Genomic DNA, 19,418 nt, shown 5'->3' on the forward strand with positions numbered 1-19,418 from the left:
CTACGCGTCTCGATACAAAGAACGAGACTCGATGAGAGCCGTCCAATGCTTCAGCGGGTTGTGATCAATCCCCGTCGAGAAAATGCCCGCCTGATCCCGCGCGCATTTCTCGGTGAGCATCGCATCTTCTGAGGTATGAAAAAGAGCGGGTGTCGAGAAAGCTGACACCCGCCACAAAATTGCCCCCGGATCGAGGGGTGGGGGCAATAGAGGCCGGTCAAATTCTCATATAAAGGACTCGGTTTTACCGGGTGGATATACAACTGAGGTGAATGCGTTCCGCGCAGCTTTTTGCTGGAAAACTACTGCGTAACGATCGTATTCCCCCATGTCGTAGGCGCGTCGCTCAGTCCGAAGGTCAGTGCGCCACCATTTCTGATCTGTGCCAGATCGAGCCAGGTTCTGTTCAACGCGGCACCATTCAGCGTTGCGCTTTTCACGTAGGTGAAGTCCGGGTTGTCAGCGTCGATCGTCAGCGTATTGCCGTTGCCGAGTCTGACCAGCGCATGTTGGAACAGAGGGCTTGTCAGCGTAAAACCCGGTACGGCCGGGACTTCCGGATAAAGACCGAGCGCCGCCCACACAAACCACCCGGACATTGCGCCTTCGTCGTCGTTGCCAGGCAGACCGGACGCGGCTGTCGTGTACTGTTGGTTGACGATCTGGCGCACGATTTTCTGGGTTCTGTCCGGGTGACTCGTCCAGTTGTATATCCACGGGGTGGCGAACGACGGTTCGTTGCCGATCCACATGTGCTGGCTACCTTCGCCGGCGTTCAGGAAGCGGTGGAACATATCGAGCCGGGGTACGACTGCGCCATCACCCCCCAGGATGCGGATCAAACCCGGGATGTCGAACGGCACCATCCACGTGTATTGTTCAACGTTGCCTTCGACTTCCTTGTACGAGTCCATCACCCAACTGCCATCGCCGCTGCGATCGGACAGCCTCGGCAACGTCGTGCCGTTGCCAGCAGCGGCAGACGGATTGATCAGGTTTTTCCAGTTCGCCGAGCGCTTCAGCATGGTCGCGGCGTTATCGTCGTCACCAAGCGCTTGCGCGAAACGAGAAATGGCATAGTCCGTAACGGCATACTCCAGTGTCGTCGATGCAGGGCCGTTGCTGATCGTTTCCGGGGGCAAATAGCCATATTTGATGTAATCGGAAAGTCCCGGGAGGGCAGTGATTCCGTTGCACGATGTGGCGACACCATTTGCCGTATCGAGCATGATCGACAACGCTCTTTTCGTATCGAAACCGGTCGCGCCGTACATGTAACTCTGCGCGACCAGAATGGATGCCCCGTCACCCGGCATCACGTTGCTATTCGTGTTGGCTTCGACCCATTTCGGGAAGCTGCCGCCGCAAACGTTAGCGTCATCGACGAGCGATTGCATCATGTCGCTTGCGGCAGCCGGTTTGAGCCACGCAATCATCGGCATCAGCGAGCGGTAAATGTCCCAGGTGGAAAAGGTCGTGTAGTGGTTGTGACCCGGTTGTACCTTGGCCGTTGTGCCGTCCATCGCCAGATATTCACCGTTCGCATCGTTGAAAATGCTGGGCGCAAGCAGGGCGTGATACAGGGATGAATAGAATTTCTTCAGGTTCTCGTCGCTGCCGCCCGTTACCTGGATTGCGTTAAGCTCGTTGTTCCATATTGCGTCGGACTGCGAAACAAGTTGGTCGAATGTTTGGGCTCCACTTTCTTGTTGCAAATTTTCCTTCGCATTTTTGATGCTGACGTACGAGATTCCGACTTTCACGTTCACCGGCTTGGCTGGTGAGAAAGTCAGTCGCGCGTTGTCGTTGCTGATGTTTGATTTGAAGTCCTGATCAAATTTAATATAGAAACTGATGGTGTAGTTTTGACCGTTTCCGCAAAAGCCGCCGCCTGTCAGCGTACCTTGCAACGCTTGCGGATCATTCGGATCGACGGAAATTGCCCCATCACCCGTGTTTGCGGTACTTTCAGCCGAAATGTTGAGTTGGCCGCTCTTGCCATCCGGCCATGCAAAACGTGCGGCGCCGGAACGTAACGTTGCCGTCAGTTCGGTACGAATGCCGTTGTCAAAGGTCACGCTGTAGTAGCCGGGTTTAGCGGTTTCGTTCGAATGCTTGAACGACGAGGGGCCGTCTTGACCGGTAAAGGTCGGAAATATCGGCAATGCACCACCTGCGCTACAACCCACACCGCTCAGGTGCGTGACGCTGAAACCGGTGATTTTCGTCTGGCTGTAGTGGTAACCGGGTGGGCTCCACACATCGGGAACAGGCGGAGTATCCGGCCCCCACTGAACCATGCCGGACGGCAACGAAGCGGCAGGCGTCGTAAAGCCGCCGAGCAAATCTTCGGGATGTGCTTCGGATTTGGCAATTTCAGGATCGAGCGGCGGCACCTGGTCGGTGCCGATCATCGGGTCGACGTAGCGCGTCAACTGAAGATCATCGACGGCCTGCATCGGACGGTGGTGCATCGGGGTAAGGTCCGCAGCCTTGCCGTCAGCTGTATCACCGCCGCAACCGGCGTTCGACAGGGTGATCGCGACTGCGGCCGCGATCCAGCGGGCGTTGCTTGTCACTGTTGGTCTCCTCGTTAGAATTAGTAGTCTATTACTCAATGTTACGAAATATTACCGCCCTGTGTGTCGAATTGCTATCAGATGGCTCCCTAATTTTTAGCTTGTTTTACTAAACGAGAGGCGTCGAATGGGGGGAGTTGGTAAACGCGAGCGTATGTCCGGGTGCCAAAGTGTCTGCTGAAGCACTGCTACCGGTATGGGCCGCCGGAAGGGTCAATAGGGGACGAGTCGCATGCTCGGACCGATTCGAGTCGTACCGGACCTGACGGAAGCCCGGTTTTGAGCGGATCGAGCCAGGTAGAAGCCAGGCAGGTCTTCCCGTGACGCTCGCGGAGATGCAGTGCATCTGGTGCGCGAGCAGCGTCGTCAGCACTTGTCGAAGTCGGAGGCAGTCGATATCGGCGCCGCCTGATGTCGCGGCGAGGATTCTAGCGGGCGGGGGCAACCGGGATTCGATTGCGACAGGGAAGGTTGATCTAACGCAAACAGGCTCGACACCGAGGCAAGCAGCGACAGGTTCCGCTGCTTTTGCGCGACTGCGTCGCAGCGCGCGATGGCAAGCTTGTCGCTCGTGATCCATGCGATCCGGCGGTCGCCGCGATGCTGAAGTCCGCGTGCAGTCGCCAGTCGCACCCTGCCGCCGGTGGCTCTGCGTTATTCGCGCACCGGTGCTTTGGTTGCCGCCGACGAGATCACGCCGGCCGTCGCTTCCCGATACGCGCTCGGCGTCTGCCCGGCCCAGCGCCGGAACGCGCGCGTGAAATTCGCCGGGTCGGTGAATTGCAGCTGTTCGGCGATCGTCTTCAGGTCGAGATCCGACGCGGCGAGCAACTGCTTCGCGTCACGAAACCGCGCTTCGTCGAGCAAGTGCCGATAGCTCGAACCGGCTTCCTCCAGCCGGCGCCGCAGCGTGCGCGTCGACACGAGCAGCGCGTCCGCGAGCGATTCCGGGCCCGGATAGACGCCGGTTGCTCGAGCCAGCTCCGCGCGCACGCGTTCGACCAGATCGCCTTCCTCCTGCCGCACCTGCGCATATTCGCGCTCGACCTGCACGAGCGCCTGCCGGTGCGCGACTTCGTCGGCGAGCGGCAGCGGCCAGTCGAGCACGTCGTGCGCGATCCACAGCGCGTTCGCCGCACAGCCGAATTCGACCGGCGGCAACTGGTCGCGATAGCGCGCGAAATACGCGGGCTCCGGCCATGCGAATTGCAGCGCGATCGGTGGTGACGCACGCCCGGCCCATTGCGAGATGTTCTGCGCGAGCCCGGTCAGCACGAATTCGAACATCACGTGATGCTGCAGCACCGGGCTGGCCTGCACGCCGTGCAGTTCGAGCGTCGCGCCGCGTTCGTCTTCCGCATAGGTCAGCCGATATTGGCGGTTGCGCATCCGGAAGTAGCGTTGCGTGACGGACAGCGCTTCGCGGATGTCCCGCGCGGTCAGCGTCGCGTAGCCGAGAAAGCCGTGCACGGTCGGCTTCAGCGACAGCCCGAACGCGAGTCCGATGCCCGGATCGCCGCCGATCTCGATCGCATTGAGCACGAGCCGCCCCCATTGCGACGGCGCGACGCGCGCGTCGGGTTCGGCCAGCACCGCGTCGCGCAGGCCCGTGCCGGCACGCACGGCGGCCAGGTCGACGCCGCGCGCGGCCAGCGCCTGCAGCAGCAGGCGCGTATAGGCGACCGGAATCGTCGGCCGGCGCAGCCCGAGGCGGTCCTTCGCGAGTGGGGAGGTCATGTGATTTTGGCCGGAAATGACAAGCATTATGGCTGTTTGCCCCCTCACGTTCAAGGCGGCGCGCGCCTACGATGGCAGGCATCGCTTACTGGCAGGATCATCATGACGACCCCCTTTCCCCATCTGCTCGCGCCGCTCGATCTCGGCTTCACGACGCTGAAGAACCGCGTGCTGATGGGCTCGATGCACACGGGCCTCGAGGACAGTCGCAAGACGCTGCCGCGGCTCGCCGAATATTTCGCGGAACGCGCGCGCGGCGGCGTCGGCCTGATCGTGACGGGGGGCTTCGCGCCGAACGTGGCCGGCTGGACCAAGCCGTTCGGCGGCACGCTGATGACGTCGGCCGCCGCACGGCGGCATCGCGAGATCACCGACGCGGTGCATGCGGAGGACGGCAAGATCGCGCTGCAGATCCTGCATACGGGCCGCTACGGCTATCACCCGTTCGCGGTTGCGCCGTCGAAGATCAAGTCGCCGATCTCGCCCTTCGCGCCGCACGAACTGAGCGCGGGCGGCGTCGAGCGGCAGATTCGCGCGTTCGTCCGCTGCGCGAAGCTCGCGCGCGAAGCCGGCTACGACGGCGTCGAGATCATGGGCTCCGAGGGTTACCTGATCAACCAGTTCATCTCGATGCATACGAACAAGCGCACCGACCAGTGGGGCGGTTCGTACGAGAACCGCATCCGCTTGCCGATCGAGATCATCGAGCGCACGCGCGAAGCGGTCGGCCGCGATTTCATCCTGATCTACCGGCTGTCGATGCTCGACCTGATTCCGGACGGCAGCGACTGGAGCGAAACCGTGCAGCTCGCGAAGGCCGTCGAGCGCGCGGGTGCGACGATCATCAACACGGGGATCGGCTGGCACGAGGCGCGTGTGCCGACGATCGCGACGTCGGTGCCGCGCGGCGCGTTCGCGTGGGTGACGAAGAAGATGAAGGGCGAGGTCGGCATTCCGCTCGTGACGACCAACCGGATCAACCGGCCGGAAGTGGCCGAGCAGATTCTCGCGGACGGCTGCGCGGACATGGTGTCGATGGCGCGTCCGCTGCTCGCGGACGCCGAGTTCGTCGTCAAGGCCGCGCAGGGCCGCGCCGACGAGATCAACACCTGCATCGGCTGCAACCAGGCGTGCCTCGATCACGCGTTCAAGAACAAGATCGCGTCGTGCCTGCTGAACCCGCGCGCGTGCCACGAGACGGAACTGAAATACACGCCCGCGCAGCAGCCGAAGCGCATCGCGGTGGTCGGCGCGGGGCCGGCCGGGCTCGCATGTTCGACCGTGCTCGCGCAGCGCGGCCATCACGTCGACCTGTTCGACGGCGCAGCCGAGATCGGCGGCCAGTTCAACATGGCGAAGCAGGTTCCGGGCAAGGAAGAGTTTCATGAAGCGCTCAGCTACTTCGGCCGCCAGGTCGAGCTGACCGGCGTGAACCTGCACCTGAACCGCCGCGTCGACGCGAGCGACCTGATCGCGGGCGGTTACGACGAGATCGTGCTCGCAACGGGCGTCGCGCCGCGCGACCCGAAGATTCCGGGGCAGGACGGGCCGAACGTGCTCAGCTATATCGACGTTCTTGCGGGCAAGCAGCCGGTCGGCAGGCGGGTCGCGGTTGTTGGGGCGGGCGGGATCGGCTTCGATGTCGCCGAGTATCTGGTGCAGGAAGGCGAGTCGCCGGCACTCGATCTGGAAGAGTGGAAGGCCGAGTGGGGCGTGACCGACCCGGCCGCGACGCGCGGTGGCGTGACGCGTGCGCGGGTTGCGGCACCCGCGCGTGAAGTGACGCTGCTGCAGCGCAAGGCCGCGCCGCTCGGCAAGGGGCTCGGCAAGACGACCGGCTGGATTCACCGCGCGACGCTGAAGATGAAGCAGGTGAAGATGATCGGCGGCGTGAACTACGAGCTGATCGATGCGCGCGGGCTCCACGTGTCGTACGGCGAGCAACGCACCGATCACGAACTGATCGAAGCCGACACGATCGTGCTCTGCACGGGGCAGGAACCGCAGCGCGCACTGCTCGCGCCGCTGCAGGCGGCCGGGCGCTCGGTGCACCTGATCGGCGGCGCGGAACTGGCCGCCGAACTCGATGCGAAGCGCGCGATCGATCAGGGCGCGCGGCTCGCGGCGCGGCTCTGATTGCTCGATGGCGCGGCTGCGCGTGGCCGCGATGGCATGCGCTGCCCCAGGATTCGGCGCTTGCGCCGGCGCGGCCTGACCGGAAGGCCGCGCCGGCCCCCGGGGTCATTCCATCTCGACGCGCTGTGCCTCTGTCTCTTCCGCTTCGAGCATCGCCTTGACGATCAGATAGACGGCAGGTAGATCGTCGTCGTCGCGCTTCCAGTCGACGGCTTCCTCGATGTCTGCCGCGACCATTCGGCTGTCGCGCAGCCGGATGAATGCATCGACGACGGTCGGATCGTTGCGGTTCAGGAAACCGGCGTTCGAGAACGCAAGCTCCTCGACATTCAACAGCGCCTGCCAGCTCATCGTGCGGACCGCGGCCGGATGGCTGCGCCGCCGCAGGCCGAGCGCCCGCTGCGCGGGGGCGCCGACGACGCGTTGAAGATCGACGACCGCCTGCCGCGCGGCGCGCTCGAAGTGGATCGGGTTGAAACCGGGTTGCTCGGGATCGAATGCGGATGACTGGAACATGGTCGCCTCACAAAAATCCGTCCGTCGATGGGTGACGGAATTCGGGTCAAATGGTGCAAAAGCACTGTAAATATATACAGTGTTCGAGGCGGTTTCAAGTCCCGAATGAAGAATCTTGCAGCAGGGCCGGGCGGCCCTGGCGAAGGCGACCGAAACCGGCAATCGGGCGCCGCCCGGCACGCCGTTCCCCGCCGTGCCGAATCCGGCCGCCGTCGTTGGCTTATACCGATGCCGCAATCGTCTCCCGCAGCCACCGATGCGCCGGATCGCGATGCACGCGCTCGTGCCACAGCATCGACATTTCATAGCCGGGCACCTCGACCGGCGCGTCCACGACGCGCAGCGCGGGCACGTCGCGCACCAGCCGCTCGGGCAGCATCGCGACGAGATCGGTGCTGGCGACGGCCGACATCACGAACAGGAAATGCGGCACGGACAGCACGACGCGCCGCGTGGCGCCGACTTTCGCGAGCGCTTCGTCCGTCACGCCGAAGAAGCCGCCGCCATCGGGCGACACGATCACGTGTTCGAGCGTGCCGAACTGCGCGAGCGTGGGGCGCCGCTTCAGCTTCGGATGCCCGGCGCGGCCGATGAGCACGTAACGCTCGATGAACAGCGGCAGGCGCCGCATGCCGGCCGGCGAACCCTCGGTCGTATGGAATGCCAGATCGATGCCGTTCCGCTCCGCATCCTGCTCGATGCGCGGCGGCACGAGCTCGACGACGGCCAGCCGCGTACCGGGCGCGGCTGCTCGCAGCGTGTTCAGCGCGGGCAGCACGATCGTCGATTCGCCGTAGTCGGTCGCGGCCACGCGCCACGTGTTCGTCGCGGTCGCGGGATCGAACGGCGTGGCCGGAACCACCGCGCGTTCGACGGCTTCCAGCGCATCGCGCAACGGCTCGCGCAGCGCTTCCGCGCGCGCGGTCGGCCGCATCCCGCGCGGCCCCGGCAGCAGCAGCGGGTCGCCGAACAGGTCGCGCAGTTTCTGCAACTGCACGCTCACCGACGGCTGCGACATGTTCAACTTCTCGGCCGCGCGCGTGACGTTGTGCTCCGCGAGCAGCACGTCCAGCGTGACGAGCAGGTTCAGATCGAGTCGTCTGAGATTATTCATGGCTATACCTGGAATATCAGGAATTCATTTCAAATATACCTTCGGACGCGGCATCCTGCAGTCATTCAATCAACGGAGTGACGAACATGAATGTGCTGATCGTTTATGCCCATCCCGAACCGCGTTCGCTGAACGGCGCGCTGCGCGACTTTGCCGTCGAGCATCTCGAGGCGGCGGGTCACAGCGTGCAGGTGACGGACCTGTATGCGATGAACTGGAAGGCGGCGTTCGACGCGAACGACGTGACCGATCGCACGCCCGACGCGCGTTTCGATCCGTCGCTCGACTCGAAGCACGCGTTCGCGACGGGCACGCAAAGCGAAGACATCGCGCGCGAGCAGGACAAGCTGAAGTGGGCCGATGCGGTGATCCTGCAGTTTCCGCTGTGGTGGTTCTCGATGCCGGCGATCATGAAGGGCTGGGTCGAGCGTGTGTATGCGTACGGTTTTGCTTATGGTGTCGGCGAGCATTCGGACACGCGCTGGGGTAACCGCTACGGCGAAGGTTCGCTTGCCGGCAAGCGGGCGATGGTGATCGTCACGGCCGGAGGGTGGGAATCGCACTACAGCCCGCGCGGCATCAACGGGCCGATCGACGACGTGCTGTTTCCGATTCAGCACGGGATTCTGTATTACCCGGGTTTCGACGTGCTGCCGCCGTTCGTGATCTACCGGACGGGAAAGATGAACGACGCGCGCTTCGACGAAACGCGCGCGGCGCTGGGCAGGCGTCTCGACGATCTGTGGACCACGCAGCCGATTCCGTTCCGGCGGCAGAACGCGGGCGATTACGAGATTCCGGCGTTGACGCTGAAGGAGGAGGTCGCGCCGGGGAGGGCGGGGTTTGCGGCGCATCTGGCGCACGAGCACTGATTGCGCGCGATCATGACCGATCGATGCGTCGTTCGACGCGCAGGCGGTCCGGCGGCTCGAAGTAGGTGCCGAAGCGCACGAGCCCGGCGTTCTTCAGGTGGCACGTCATCTCGAAGCTGACCAGGATGCCGGGATCGCGGTTGTCGACGATCCCGACGTCGATCGAGCGAATGCGCGGCTCGTACTTCAGCAGCGTTGCTTCCATCTGCTGCTTGAGCAAGTGTGCGGATGCGGGCAGTGCCTTGTAGATATTCGTGAGATCGGCTAGCCCGTAGTCGGGCAGGTGCTTGAGCGCACCGGCCCGCGTATTGAGGATGCGGCGCACGTTCTGTTGCACGCTCAGGCATTCGAGCGTCCGGTCGTCGTAAGCGCGGATCGGTTCTCCGCCGATCTGGCCGAGCAGCATGTCGTAGAGCGAGGGGCCTGCGGTCATCGGTCGTTCCATCGTGTAGTGCCGGTATCGCCGGCCGCCGGCGCGTCGATGAAGTCGATCGTCAACGATCCTTCGGCGGTGGCCGACAACAGGATTTGCCGTGGCGCAGTGCCGGATGCCATCCGTTCAAGCAGTTCGCGGGACACGACCGGCAGCACGCGCTGGTTCAGGAACGCGTCGACGCTGCGCGCGCCGGATTCGCGCGATACGCAGTGCTGCGCAATCGATTCGATCAGATCGTCAGCGCACGTCAAGGTCACCGCGTGTTGCCGATGGAGGCGCTCGGCGATCTTGTCCAGCTTGATCCGCACGATCGACGCGAGCGCCGCCGCGCCGAGCGGCCGATACACGAGTGTCTGAAAGCGCGCAAGCAGTGCGGGCTGGAAGTGCGCGACCAGTTGAGGATGAACGGCTTCGCGCAGCGCTTCGTGCGTGATCGCCGGATGCTCGGCCGTTGCGTCGTCGATTTGCGCGCTGCCGAGATTGGACGTCATCACGATCACGCAATTGCGGAAATCGATCTCGCGTCCCTCGCCGTCGCGCATCGCGCCGCGGTCGAACACGTGATAGAAAATGTCGAGCACGTCGCGATGCGCTTTCTCAACTTCGTCCAGCAGCACGACACTGTACGGACGCTGGCGCACGGCTTCGGTCAGGACACCGCCGCGTCCGTAACCGACGTAGCCGGGCGGCGAGCCCTTGAGCTGCGATACCGTATGCGCTTCCTGGTACTCGGACAAATTGATCGTCGTCAGCGCGGCTTCGCCGCCGAACAGCAGGTCGGCGAGTGCCAGCGCGGTTTCGGTCTTGCCGACACCCGACGGCCCGGTGAGCAGGAACACGCCGAGCGGTGCGTGCTCGTTCTTCAGGCCGGCCTTGGCGGTACGCAGGCTCTCCGCCAGCGCACCGATTGCATCGTCCTGCGCAACCACGCGCGCGGCGAGCGTCGCTTCGAGCGCGAGCAGGCTTCGCAGTTCGTCGTCGACGAGATTGCCGACCGGCACACCGGTCCACTCGGCGACAACGCGCGCGATGGATTGTGCGTCAACGTCGGCGGCGATCATCGGCGACTTGCCCTGAGCGGTCGACAGCGCATCGATGGCATTGGAAATGGCCGCCGGATCGGGTGCGTGGCCGGCCGTGCCGCGAAGGGTGCGCAAGGCGTCGACGAGTTCGCGTTCTCGCGTGTACTGGCCGAGCAGCGTGTCGGCGGTGTCGCGCACGGCGTCGTGTTCCGCGTCGATCGTGGTGCGCCGCTCGGCGATGTCACCGATCCCGGCACGGGAATCCGCATCGAGCGCGGCGCGTTCCAGTTCGAGTGCCGTCAGTGTCGCGCGTGCCTGCTGCAGCTCCACCGGCGGCACGTCGAGCGCCATGCGCACGCGCGCGGCCGCCGTGTCGATCAGGTCGACGGCCTTGTCCGGCAGTTGCCGGGCCGGAATGTAGCGGCGCGACAGCCGCACGGCCGCGACGATCGCCTCGTCGCGAATGTGGACGTCGTGATGTTTCGCATAACGGCTTGCGAGCCCGCGCAGCATCAGGCAGGCCGTGTCGTCGTCCGGCTCGTCGACCTTGATGACCTGGAAGCGCCGTTCGAGCGCGGCATCGCGTTCGAAATATTCCTTGTACTCGGCCCACGTGGTTGCCGCGATCGTGCGCAATTCGCCGCGCGCGAGCGCCGGCTTGAGCAGGTTGGCCGCGTCGGCGCCACCCGCCGCGTTGCCCGCGCCGATCAGCGTATGTGCTTCGTCGATGAACAGCAGGATGGGTGTCGTCGATGTCCGCACCTCGTCGATCACGTTCTTCAGCCGTTGCTCGAATTCGCCTTTCACGCCTGCGCCGGCCTGCAGCAAGCCGAGGTCGAGCGTCAGGATGCGCGTGTCGCGGATCGTTTCCGGAACGTTGCCTTCGATCACGCGCAACGCGAGCCCTTCGACCAGTGCGGTCTTGCCGACGCCAGGCTCGCCAACGAGGATCGGGTTGTTCTTGCGGCGGCGCGACAGCACGTCGATCATCTGGCGGATCTCCGGGTCTCGTCCGAAGACGGGGTCGATCTCGCCACGGCGGGCCTTTTCGGTCAGGTCGAGCGCAAAGCGCGCGAGGGCGTTGTCGTCGGTGGCGCGAGACGGTGCCTGCCGACCGTGACGATCGATGGAGGTTTCCGTCTCTGCATGGCTGGCGTGATCGACGGTTGGCGACGTTATCGGCTGCGACGTCGTTTCATCGGGTGCGTTCTCGGATGAACGCCGCCCGATCCGGGGCAGCACGCGCCGGATCTGCGCGCTTGAAACCGACAATAGCGGCCACGCACGTTGCGTGCGCAAGACGTGTGGCGCGTCGACGATCGCCTGCAGCAGGTGGCCCGAGCGAATGGTGCCGTCGGAATCGTCCGACACCGCATGCGTCCACGCATCCTCGATCACCGTGGCGAGCTGCCGTGACAGTGCCGGCATGCCGCGCAACGTGCGTGGCATGCGGTCGATCACGTCGATCAACGCATCCCACACCGCATCGATATCGAGATCGTAGTGGCGCAGGATCGCCGGAATGTCGCCGTCGTCCGCTTCGATCAGTTTCAGCACCCAGTGCTCGACCGCGATTTCGTCCGCGAGCCGGGTCTGGCACAGGCTCGCGGCGGCTTCGAGCGCGCGCGTGCAATGGGGATTGAGGCGGCGAATGAGATGGGAGGCGTCCCGGAGAGGCGGCGTCATGTCGATAGCGGATCAGGAAGGGAGGAGGGCGTGCATCGGGCGATGCCAATGCGAACCGAGGGGTGCGACTGCGAATGGGCGATCGGCGGAGCGGAACCCGACGCGCGAGCGTGCCGGATTCCGCCGGTCGGTCAGCGCATCAGGAACGTTCGTTCCACGTGTCCTTGTGGATAATGTTGCCGTCCTTGTACGACCACGTGATCGTCTCGTAGCGCAGTTCGACGTCTTCGAGATGGTTGTGTTTCTCGTAGTCGGGGTTCTTGATGTCGAGCATCTTCGGCTTCACGGCGACGATCTTCACGTTGTCGAGCTTCGTGTTGAAGTACTCCTTCTCCTTGCCAGCATCGTCGATCTTGTACCACTTGATCTCGACCGACTTCAGCGTCTGACCGCTCGTCACGGCCTTGTACAGATAGGGCGTCGACGCGTCCGTCTCTTTCGTCAGCGTGATCGGCTTGTGCACACGCGTGCCGGTGAGCTTGCCCGTGTTGCCGTCGGTCGGAATGTGTACGCCGTGGTCGAACGCGACCAGTTCGACGCTGCCTTCGCGATCCTGGACGGTCACCGAACCCTTGATGTCCGCACCGCCGTCGTCCTTGAGCCACATGTAGGCCGGAATTGCCATCTGTTCACTCCTTCTTCTTCGTACTGCGAATCGCCGGAACCGGAGCCCGGCGCTGACAAACCCGGGGCGGATGCCCCAGGAACCCAAACGCGTGTTACATCGCGGTGCGGATCGAAGCGGCCGGCGCCGGCATATCGGGCACCAGCGTGATTTCGACCCGGCGATTCTTCGCCCGTCCTTCGGATGTCGCGTTGTCCGCCACCGGCCGCGTATCGCCGTAGCCCTGAATCGCGAATTGCGTCGTCGGCAAGCCCGATGCATCGACGAGCCAGTCGCGCACGGCGGTCGCGCGGTCGATCGACAGCTTCAGGTTGCGGTCGGGGCGGCCCTGGTCGTCCGCATAACCGGCGACAAGCACGCGCTTGCCGGGATGCGCCTTGATCAGTTCGAGCGCATCGACCATCGCGCGCGTGGTGCCAGGCTTCAGCTGTGCTTTGCCGCTGTCGAACAGCGACATGCTGTCCAGCGTGACGACGGCGGGCGGCGGCGCGGGCGGTTCGTAGGAGGCGATCGCGTCGTCGAGCATCGGCAGCAGTTGTGCGCCGCGATACGTGCCGAACGACAGTCGGAGCGGAACGCCGATGCGGGCATACCGGTCGAGTTGGTCGCGGTCCGACGAAAGGGATTTGAGCGCGTCGCGCTTCGCGGCGTCTTGCGCAGCGGGAAGACGGTTGTAGCGCTCGACGTGTTCGCCGATTCGGGTCATCAGCGTTTCGTTGTTTTTCGCGGCGCCGCAGATGGCGACCATGGCTGCGCAAGCAACGATCGCGGCGACATGCGCGACCGCGGTGAAGCGCGGTGATCGCCACGACCGGTGCGGCATCGTGTCGATCAGCGGTTGCGGCAGCGGCCATGGGGAAGGCGATGCAGGTAGCGCGGCCGGCGTGATACCGATGCGCGATCGGACTTCACGTTCCCATGGCTTGCCGGGGCCCGTCGCGGGACCATGGTCGATCCAGCCGGCGCCGAACAGCGGCCAGGGCGACGCAGGCTGGCGTCGGTCCGTCAGCGTGTCGAATACGGTACGGCGAGTCCATCCGATCATTGCGCCGATCCCGGCGGCGCGTGCCGCGACTGCGTGGCTTCCGTCGGCATGGAGGGCATCGGATTCGGCTGCGTCGATTGCGGAGTCGAAACGGTGTATGTCCGCGATTGGCGAGCCTGCCGATACGCCATACCACTGGGCCGCCGGCCCCGCTGAAGCGGCTGTATCGGAGAGCCGCTGATAGATCGCGACGTAGCCCGGCAGCGGCGCGCCAAGCATGCGCGAAGTGTCTGCAATCGCCTGCCGGATAACGCGCAGCGTTTGCGACAACACATCATCGTTCGCATGAAGTCCCGGCGCGACCGACAACACGACGCAATCGGGGGCATGACCGTCCCGCCACTGGCGGACGGTGACGGCAAGACGGGGAAGATCCTGGGGGCGATCGGCCCGCAACCAGATGGCGCCGTCGCCGACATGGACGAAACGCGATCGGGTTGCGTCGCGATCGAACAGGGCGGGCAGGCCGTCCCCGGTGACGAGGGCGAGCGGCATCCTGGTGCGTAGCGCGACGGGCAGGTCGGCGGTCGCCGCGCCGAGTTGCGCAAGCACGTGCACGTTCCGTTCGCGAGCATGCGTCAACCTGCGCGAATGCAACCAGACGATCAGCGCCGAAAGCGCGATGACGATCGCAACCAATCCCCACATGACGCCGCGGTCGACGGGCAAAACCCATCCGATGACGGCAAGCGCCAATGCGGCCGATATCATCACGACCGTGCGCAGCGGGTAGCCGAGGCCCGACAGGGCCGCGCGCGCGGCATCGGAGTCGGCGCGTGTTGCCGCCGGCGGGAGAGCGGTATCGGAAGTCACGGCCGCTTCGCTTTCTGGACGAGTTGTGCCAGTTCCGCGTCGAGGATGCGATCCCACGCGAACCACACGCATATCGCGATCAAGCATGCCATTCCCGCAATCGCCCACGGCGACAGGCGTCTGAGCCGGTCGATCAGCCGCGCGTTCGTGCGGTCAGTGACGAACCCCGGCTGCGCGGCCGGTCGCAGCTGATCGATCTGAGTGACCAGTGCAGCGATCACGGCCTGACGTTTCGCTTCGCCGTCGTGGGTTTCCGTCGAGAGGCCCGAACGGGCAGCGTAACGGCCGCGGAACCCGAGGCCGAGCACGGCCGCATAGCATTCGAGCAGGTCGACGTTCGGCGCGGGTTCGCGCATCCGATGATCGAGGCGCTCGTAGATGCGGGTTCCCGCATCGTGAGTGCCGAAGCGCTCGACCTGCAGCGGTCGCGACTCCCAGTTCCCCTTGTCCGATGCGGGAAGGTACCGCAATGCCGCTTCATCGATCAGCCCGCACTGGGCGAGGACGGCGTCGTCCCGGATATCGGCGGCGATTCCTTGCGCATCGAGTGCCGTCGCGAACTGCGCGATGAGCCGGATGCACTGCTGACGCAGGTTCTCGTGGCTGTCGACCTGCCCACCGTTCGACAGGTGGGTAACGAGCAGCGCCGTATCGCGCAGCAGCGCCCGCATCGAAGGCCGGGGCGAGCGGCCGGACGATGGCTCCCGCGGCAGCAGCGCGGATTCGTGACGAGTGGAGACGAAGGCGTTCATCAGCGCAGCACCGCATAGAGTTCGATCGACGCGTCTGGAATCGACGCGGGCAGGTAGATCTGGCAAGCGCGTGCGGCGAGCATCCGCGCATGCGCGGCGTCATGCGCATCGAGCGCGAAATAGTGGTTGTCCAGCCGAACCGGAATGGCGCCGGGCACTCGCTGCACGGCCTTGAGCGGAATGCCGGCCACCGCGGAGTTGACGATGTGCTCGACGTCGTCCGGCGCACCGATCTTGCACAGGCGCGAAAACTGTTCGACGAGCTCGAATGCAGGCAGCGCGGCGTTGACGGACAGGTACCAGTCCGCCGCGCCTTCGACGATGCGCTCGTCACGGAACTGGCCGGCCCAGGTTGTCGGTGTCGTGTGCGAAAGCCCGATCGACACGACCCGCGACGGGATGATCGCGTCCAGCAGATCGCGGATCAGCGATTCGAGCGTCGCGAAGACCTCATGTGCAGCGGCGTGATCGTAAGGCGGGATGTCGGTCAGCGACACGCGCGTCGAGAACGTGGTCAACGATCCTGCCAACTGGGCGAGTACCTGGTACAGGCGATCCGTGGGCTGCGCCGAATGCGACGCGAGGAAGCGCAGTTGCGGCCACGCTTGATGAATGCAGTGCAGGAGCCAGAAGAGCTGGACGTCGGCGACGCCGTATTCGGCCACCTGCTCGATCCGCTCGCTGCGCCGCGCGCCGAGGAGCGCGCTTTTGGCGGCGAGGATATCCGCAAGCCGCCGGATGCGCTCGATATGCAGTGGGTGACCCGATAGCGACAGACAGGGCGGCACATACTCGCGATCGATCTGGAACTGACCGCTCGTCGTGCGCGTCAGGCGGGCTATCGCGCATGCCGTATCGTCTGCGTGCGATTCATGGCCGTACAGCAACCGGACCGCGTGGCGCTCGGCGGCGATTTCGGTTTCCGCCGTTCCGTTCAGGTCCGTCACCTTCACGAATTCGCGGTACGCGCGACGCGGGCGGGCCAGCGCCGTTTCGTCGAAACGGCAGTTGCTGCCGTTCGCATCGGGCAACGCGAGTGCGGCGAGCACCTCGACGGTCTGGGTATCGGCAGGAACTTCGCTGACGAGGTCGCGAGCGGGCGGCAGTGCGTCTGCGACGGTCGTGTCGACCGGCGTGCCGTCCGGGAAGCGTAGCCGCAGCCGCGTGAGCTTCAGGCGGCCGGAGGCCAGTGCTTCTTCGTCGACGTCGACGTTCAGCGTTCCCCACGGCGATACGGCAATGGCCGACGCCAGTTGTTGCAGCGCGAACCCGTTCCAGCGGTCCTGCTGCTGGAAATGCTGCTGCGTAAGAATCAGCCCTTCATGCCAGAGCGGCTTTTCGATCCGCATGGTTTGGTCTATATCGATTAGGAATTATGAGGCGACGATTCTAACCATCGTTTTCCGATTTCGTATACCCCTTGATTTGGCGAATCGTTGACAAATGTGTCATTGATATCGAGATATGTGTGTGATTTATTTTGAGATTGTGAGGTTGAAGTGATTTTCGTAATTGACGGATTCTTGGTGAGCGATTTTATTGGGATTGGTGTGGCTATTGTGGCTGTATTTTGTCAATAGAAATCAATGGGGTGGGTGATATTTTTCTGTATTTGAGATTGATCTGGAGTATTGGTTGATCTCGGTCGGGTGCGATGGGTGGGCGGATTCTGTATTCGTACTAGTATTATTCTTGAAGCTGCTTGTTGGGTTGGTGATCGATTTTTGATTTTGGTGGTTTACTTCATGTGAAAGGGCGTGATATTTTTTGCCGCCTGAATCGGATGTCGTGCCGCGAATATCCGATTCGGTCGTCCGTCAATACGTGTTGCGGGGTTGGGCAAAGGTGACGTGCACGACGGTGCACCGGCGGTTGCGGGTGCGCATCGCGGAGTCTTCAAGCTTCCTGAGATAAGGAGAACGAATTGGATAGCTTTCAGCGAGAGATCCCGAAGAGCCGGGTGTCGATCACCCTTGATCTGCATACGGGCGGGGCGCAAAAGAAGGTCGAGCTGCCGCTGAAGCTGCTGGTGGCGGGCGACTTCAGCGCCGGCCGCGAGCAGGCGCCGCTGGCCGAGCGGAAGAAAGTGAACATCGACAAGAACAACTTCGATGCCGTGCTGGCCGACTACGCGCCGGATCTCAAGATCGCCGCGGACAACACGCTGGCCGGCGATGGTTCGGAGTTGCCCGTCAACCTGTCGTTCCGGTCGATCAAGGATTTCGAGCCCGAGCAGGTGGCGCGCCAGATTCCCGAGCTTCAGGCGCTGCTCGCGATGCGCAATCTGTTGCGCGACCTCAAGTCGAACCTGCTCGACAACGGCACGTTCCGTCGCGAGTTCGAGAAGGTGCTGAAGGACGACCGCCTGTCCGCGAAGCTTCGTGGCGAACTCGCGCAGATCGCGACCGCCGCGACGCAGCCGGAAGGGCATGCGTGAGCGACGCTGGGCAAAGAGCGCGTTCAGCGCATTCCGCAACATCGTAGCGATTCGATCGCAGACAGGACCCGAGATGAAACCCACTGAAACGCAGCACGCCAGCGCGACCGAGGCCGTCGTGCTGGACGCCCCGCGCGGGGATATCGACAGCGTCTATGCATCGCTGTGCAGCAAGATCAACCTGAAGCCCGTCAACGAAGCGCGCCCGCTCGAGGCGTTCCGCGACAACGATATGCTGTCCGAGGCGTCGGCCGACGAGCGTATCGCGCGCGGGATGGGCGCGTTCCTCGAGCTCGTCGCGAAGGCGAGCCAGCCGGTCGACCGGCTGGACAAGTCGCTGCTCGACTTCCATATCGGCCAGATCGACCGGCAGATCGGCCGCCAGCTCGACGCGGTAATGCATGCGCCGGAATTCCAGGCGCTCGAAGCACGCTGGCGCGGCCTGAAGATGCTCGTGAGCCGCACCGATTTCCGCAAGAACGCGCGAATCGAGGTGCTGGACGTGTCGAAGGATGCGCTGCAGCGCGACTTCGAGGACACGCCTGAACTGATCCAGAGCGGCCTGTATCGCCTGACGTACATCGAGGAATACGACACGCCGGGCGGCCAGCCGATCAGCGCGATGATCAGCGACTTCGAGTTTGCGAATTCGCCGATGGATGTTGCGCTGCTGCGGAACATCTCGAAGGTCGCCGCCGCCGCGCACATGCCGTTCATCGGCTCGGTCGGGCCGGCGTTCTTCGGCAAGCAGTCGATGGAGGAAGTGGCGGCGATCCAGGACATCGGCAACTACTTCGATCGCGCCGAATACATCAAGTGGAAGAGCTTCCGCGATACCGACGACGCGCGTTACGTCGGCCTGACGATGCCGCGCGTGCTCGGCCGCCTGCCGTACGGCAAGGATACGGCGCCGGTGCGGGCGTTCAACTACGAGGAGGCCGTCAAGGGCCCCGATCACAACAAGTACCTGTGGGTGAACGCATCGTTTGCGTTCGCGGCGAACATGGTGCGCAGCTTCGTGAGCAACGGCTGGTGCGTGCAAATTCGCGGGCCGCAGGCGGGTGGCAAGGTCGAGGATCTGCCGGTTCACTTGTACGACCTCGGCACCGGCTATCAGCCGAAGATTCCGACCGAGGTACTGATCCCGGAAACGCGCGAATTCGAGTTCGCGAATCTCGGCTTCATCCCGTTGTCGTTCTACAAGAACCACGACTTCGCATGCTTCTTCTCCGCAAGCTCGACGCAGAAGCCTGCGCTGTACGAGACGAAGGAAGCCACGGCGAACAGCCGCATCAACGCGCGGCTGCCGTACATCTTCCTGCTGTCGCGCATCGCGCACTACCTGAAGCTGATCCAGCGCGAAAACATCGGCACGACCAAGGATCGCCGTCTGCTCGAACTCGAACTGAACGGCTGGATCAAGGGGCTCGTGACCGAGATGAAGGATCCGGGCGACGAGTTGCAGGCGTCGCACCCGCTGCGCGACGCGAGGGTGACGGTCGAGGATATCGACGACAACCCGGGTTTCTTCCGGATCAAGCTGTTCATCGTGCCGCACTTCCAGGTCGAAGGGATGGACATCGGGCTGTCGCTCGTGTCGCAGATGCCGAAGGCCAAGAACTGATCAGGCGTTAGTCGTGTGAGGCGC

General features: G+C 63.9%; 14 protein-coding genes. 4 read left to right on the plus strand and 10 right to left on the minus strand.

Going from position 1 to position 19,418, the window contains the following annotated elements; all coding sequences use genetic code 11:
- Positions 1-302 precede the first annotated feature (302 nt).
- A complete protein-coding gene (locus tag LXM88_RS34430; protein ID WP_262543951.1) occupies positions 303-2,579 on the minus strand; it encodes a GH92 family glycosyl hydrolase in 2,277 nt (758 codons plus the stop codon).
- 654 nt (positions 2,580-3,233) lie between these two features.
- Positions 3,234-4,343: an AraC family transcriptional regulator gene (locus LXM88_RS34435; protein WP_262543952.1), complete on the minus strand. Its 1,110-nt coding sequence runs from the start codon at positions 4,341-4,343 to the stop codon at positions 3,234-3,236.
- Between the two features lie 75 nt (positions 4,344-4,418).
- Between LXM88_RS34435 and LXM88_RS34440 the strand changes: the two genes are divergently transcribed.
- Positions 4,419-6,452, plus strand: a complete 2,034-nt coding sequence (locus LXM88_RS34440) for an NADPH-dependent 2,4-dienoyl-CoA reductase (RefSeq protein WP_262543953.1) — start codon at positions 4,419-4,421, stop codon at positions 6,450-6,452.
- A gap of 105 nt (positions 6,453-6,557) precedes the next feature.
- Here LXM88_RS34440 and LXM88_RS34445 read toward each other — a convergent pair whose 3' ends face one another.
- Together LXM88_RS34445 and LXM88_RS34450 are read right to left on the minus strand one after the other, a co-directional pair.
- Entirely contained in the window at positions 6,558-6,968 is a 411-nt protein-coding gene (locus LXM88_RS34445) for a DUF2471 family protein (protein WP_034185087.1), read from the minus strand.
- Between the two features lie 220 nt (positions 6,969-7,188).
- Positions 7,189-8,082, minus strand: a complete 894-nt coding sequence (locus LXM88_RS34450) for a LysR family transcriptional regulator (protein ID WP_262543954.1) — start codon at positions 8,080-8,082, stop codon at positions 7,189-7,191.
- Between the two features lie 86 nt (positions 8,083-8,168).
- Here LXM88_RS34450 and LXM88_RS34455 point away from each other — a divergent pair, with 86 nt between their 5' ends.
- Positions 8,169-8,954, plus strand: coding sequence for an NAD(P)H-dependent oxidoreductase (locus LXM88_RS34455; RefSeq protein WP_262543955.1), 786 nt, complete (start codon positions 8,169-8,171; stop codon positions 8,952-8,954).
- Positions 8,955-8,964: 10 nt separating this feature from the next.
- Here the strand turns inward: LXM88_RS34455 and tssE are convergent, their stop codons facing one another.
- The 6 genes from tssE to tssK form a co-directional block, all read right to left on the minus strand.
- Positions 8,965-9,387, minus strand: a complete 423-nt coding sequence (gene tssE / locus LXM88_RS34460) for a type VI secretion system baseplate subunit TssE (RefSeq protein WP_262543956.1) — start codon at positions 9,385-9,387, stop codon at positions 8,965-8,967.
- A complete protein-coding gene (gene tssH, locus LXM88_RS34465) occupies positions 9,384-12,098 on the minus strand; it encodes a type VI secretion system ATPase TssH (RefSeq protein WP_262543957.1) in 2,715 nt (904 codons plus the stop codon). The genes tssE and tssH overlap by 4 nt, the downstream gene beginning before the upstream one ends.
- A gap of 139 nt (positions 12,099-12,237) precedes the next feature.
- Positions 12,238-12,723: an Hcp family type VI secretion system effector gene (locus LXM88_RS34470; RefSeq protein ID WP_006479553.1), complete on the minus strand. Its 486-nt coding sequence runs from the start codon at positions 12,721-12,723 to the stop codon at positions 12,238-12,240.
- A 94-nt stretch (positions 12,724-12,817) separates the two neighbouring features.
- A complete protein-coding gene (locus tag LXM88_RS34475; protein WP_412524161.1) occupies positions 12,818-14,668 on the minus strand; it encodes an OmpA family protein in 1,851 nt (616 codons plus the stop codon).
- A complete protein-coding gene (locus LXM88_RS34480) occupies positions 14,578-15,333 on the minus strand; it encodes a DotU family type IV/VI secretion system protein (RefSeq protein WP_412524162.1) in 756 nt (251 codons plus the stop codon). The genes LXM88_RS34475 and LXM88_RS34480 overlap by 91 nt, the downstream gene beginning before the upstream one ends.
- The gene (tssK, locus tag LXM88_RS34485) at positions 15,333-16,682 is read right to left on the minus strand and encodes a type VI secretion system baseplate subunit TssK (protein WP_262543960.1); all 1,350 of its coding nucleotides are present in this window, start codon (positions 16,680-16,682) and stop codon (positions 15,333-15,335) included. Before tssK ends, LXM88_RS34480 begins: the two co-directional genes overlap by 1 nt.
- Positions 16,683-17,257: 575 nt before the next feature.
- On the opposite strand from tssK, the gene tssB reads away from it, so the two are divergent.
- Both tssB and tssC read left to right on the plus strand, forming a co-directional pair.
- Positions 17,258-17,770 carry a type VI secretion system contractile sheath small subunit gene (gene tssB, locus LXM88_RS34490; RefSeq protein ID WP_034185094.1) on the plus strand — a complete coding sequence of 171 codons (513 nt, stop codon included), beginning with the start codon at positions 17,258-17,260 and terminating at the stop codon, positions 17,768-17,770.
- A gap of 73 nt (positions 17,771-17,843) precedes the next feature.
- Positions 17,844-19,394, plus strand: a complete 1,551-nt coding sequence (tssC, locus tag LXM88_RS34495; protein ID WP_262543961.1) for a type VI secretion system contractile sheath large subunit — start codon at positions 17,844-17,846, stop codon at positions 19,392-19,394.
- Positions 19,395-19,418: the final 24 nt, after the last annotated feature.

Origin of the sequence: Burkholderia sp. S-53 (assembly GCF_025560745.1) — a bacterium.
In the GTDB taxonomy this organism is placed as follows: Bacteria; Pseudomonadota; Gammaproteobacteria; order Burkholderiales; family Burkholderiaceae; genus Burkholderia; species Burkholderia pyrrocinia.

Bases quoted from the DNA above. Each gene is read 5' to 3' on its own strand.
- tssH (WP_262543957.1), bottom strand. From the start codon at position 12,098: ATGACGCCGCCTCTCCGGGACGCCTCCCATCTCATTCGCCGCCTCAAT.
- LXM88_RS34470 (WP_006479553.1), bottom strand. From the start codon at position 12,723: ATGGCAATTCCGGCCTACATGTGGCTCAAGGACGACGGCGGTGCGGAC.
- LXM88_RS34475 (WP_412524161.1), bottom strand. From the start codon at position 14,668: ATGCTTGATCGCGATATGCGTGTGGTTCGCGTGGGATCGCATCCTCGA.
- LXM88_RS34435 (WP_262543952.1), bottom strand. From the start codon at position 4,343: ATGCTTGTCATTTCCGGCCAAAATCACATGACCTCCCCACTCGCGAAG.
- LXM88_RS34440 (WP_262543953.1), top strand. From the start codon at position 4,419: ATGACGACCCCCTTTCCCCATCTGCTCGCGCCGCTCGATCTCGGCTTC.
- LXM88_RS34480 (WP_412524162.1), bottom strand. From the start codon at position 15,333: ATGAACGCCTTCGTCTCCACTCGTCACGAATCCGCGCTGCTGCCGCGG.
- LXM88_RS34445 (WP_034185087.1), bottom strand. From the start codon at position 6,968: ATGTTCCAGTCATCCGCATTCGATCCCGAGCAACCCGGTTTCAACCCG.
- LXM88_RS34455 (WP_262543955.1), top strand. From the start codon at position 8,169: ATGAATGTGCTGATCGTTTATGCCCATCCCGAACCGCGTTCGCTGAAC.
- tssE (WP_262543956.1), bottom strand. From the start codon at position 9,387: ATGACCGCAGGCCCCTCGCTCTACGACATGCTGCTCGGCCAGATCGGC.
- tssK (WP_262543960.1), bottom strand. From the start codon at position 16,682: ATGCGGATCGAAAAGCCGCTCTGGCATGAAGGGCTGATTCTTACGCAG.
- LXM88_RS34450 (WP_262543954.1), bottom strand. From the start codon at position 8,082: ATGAATAATCTCAGACGACTCGATCTGAACCTGCTCGTCACGCTGGAC.
- tssC (WP_262543961.1), top strand. From the start codon at position 17,844: ATGAAACCCACTGAAACGCAGCACGCCAGCGCGACCGAGGCCGTCGTG.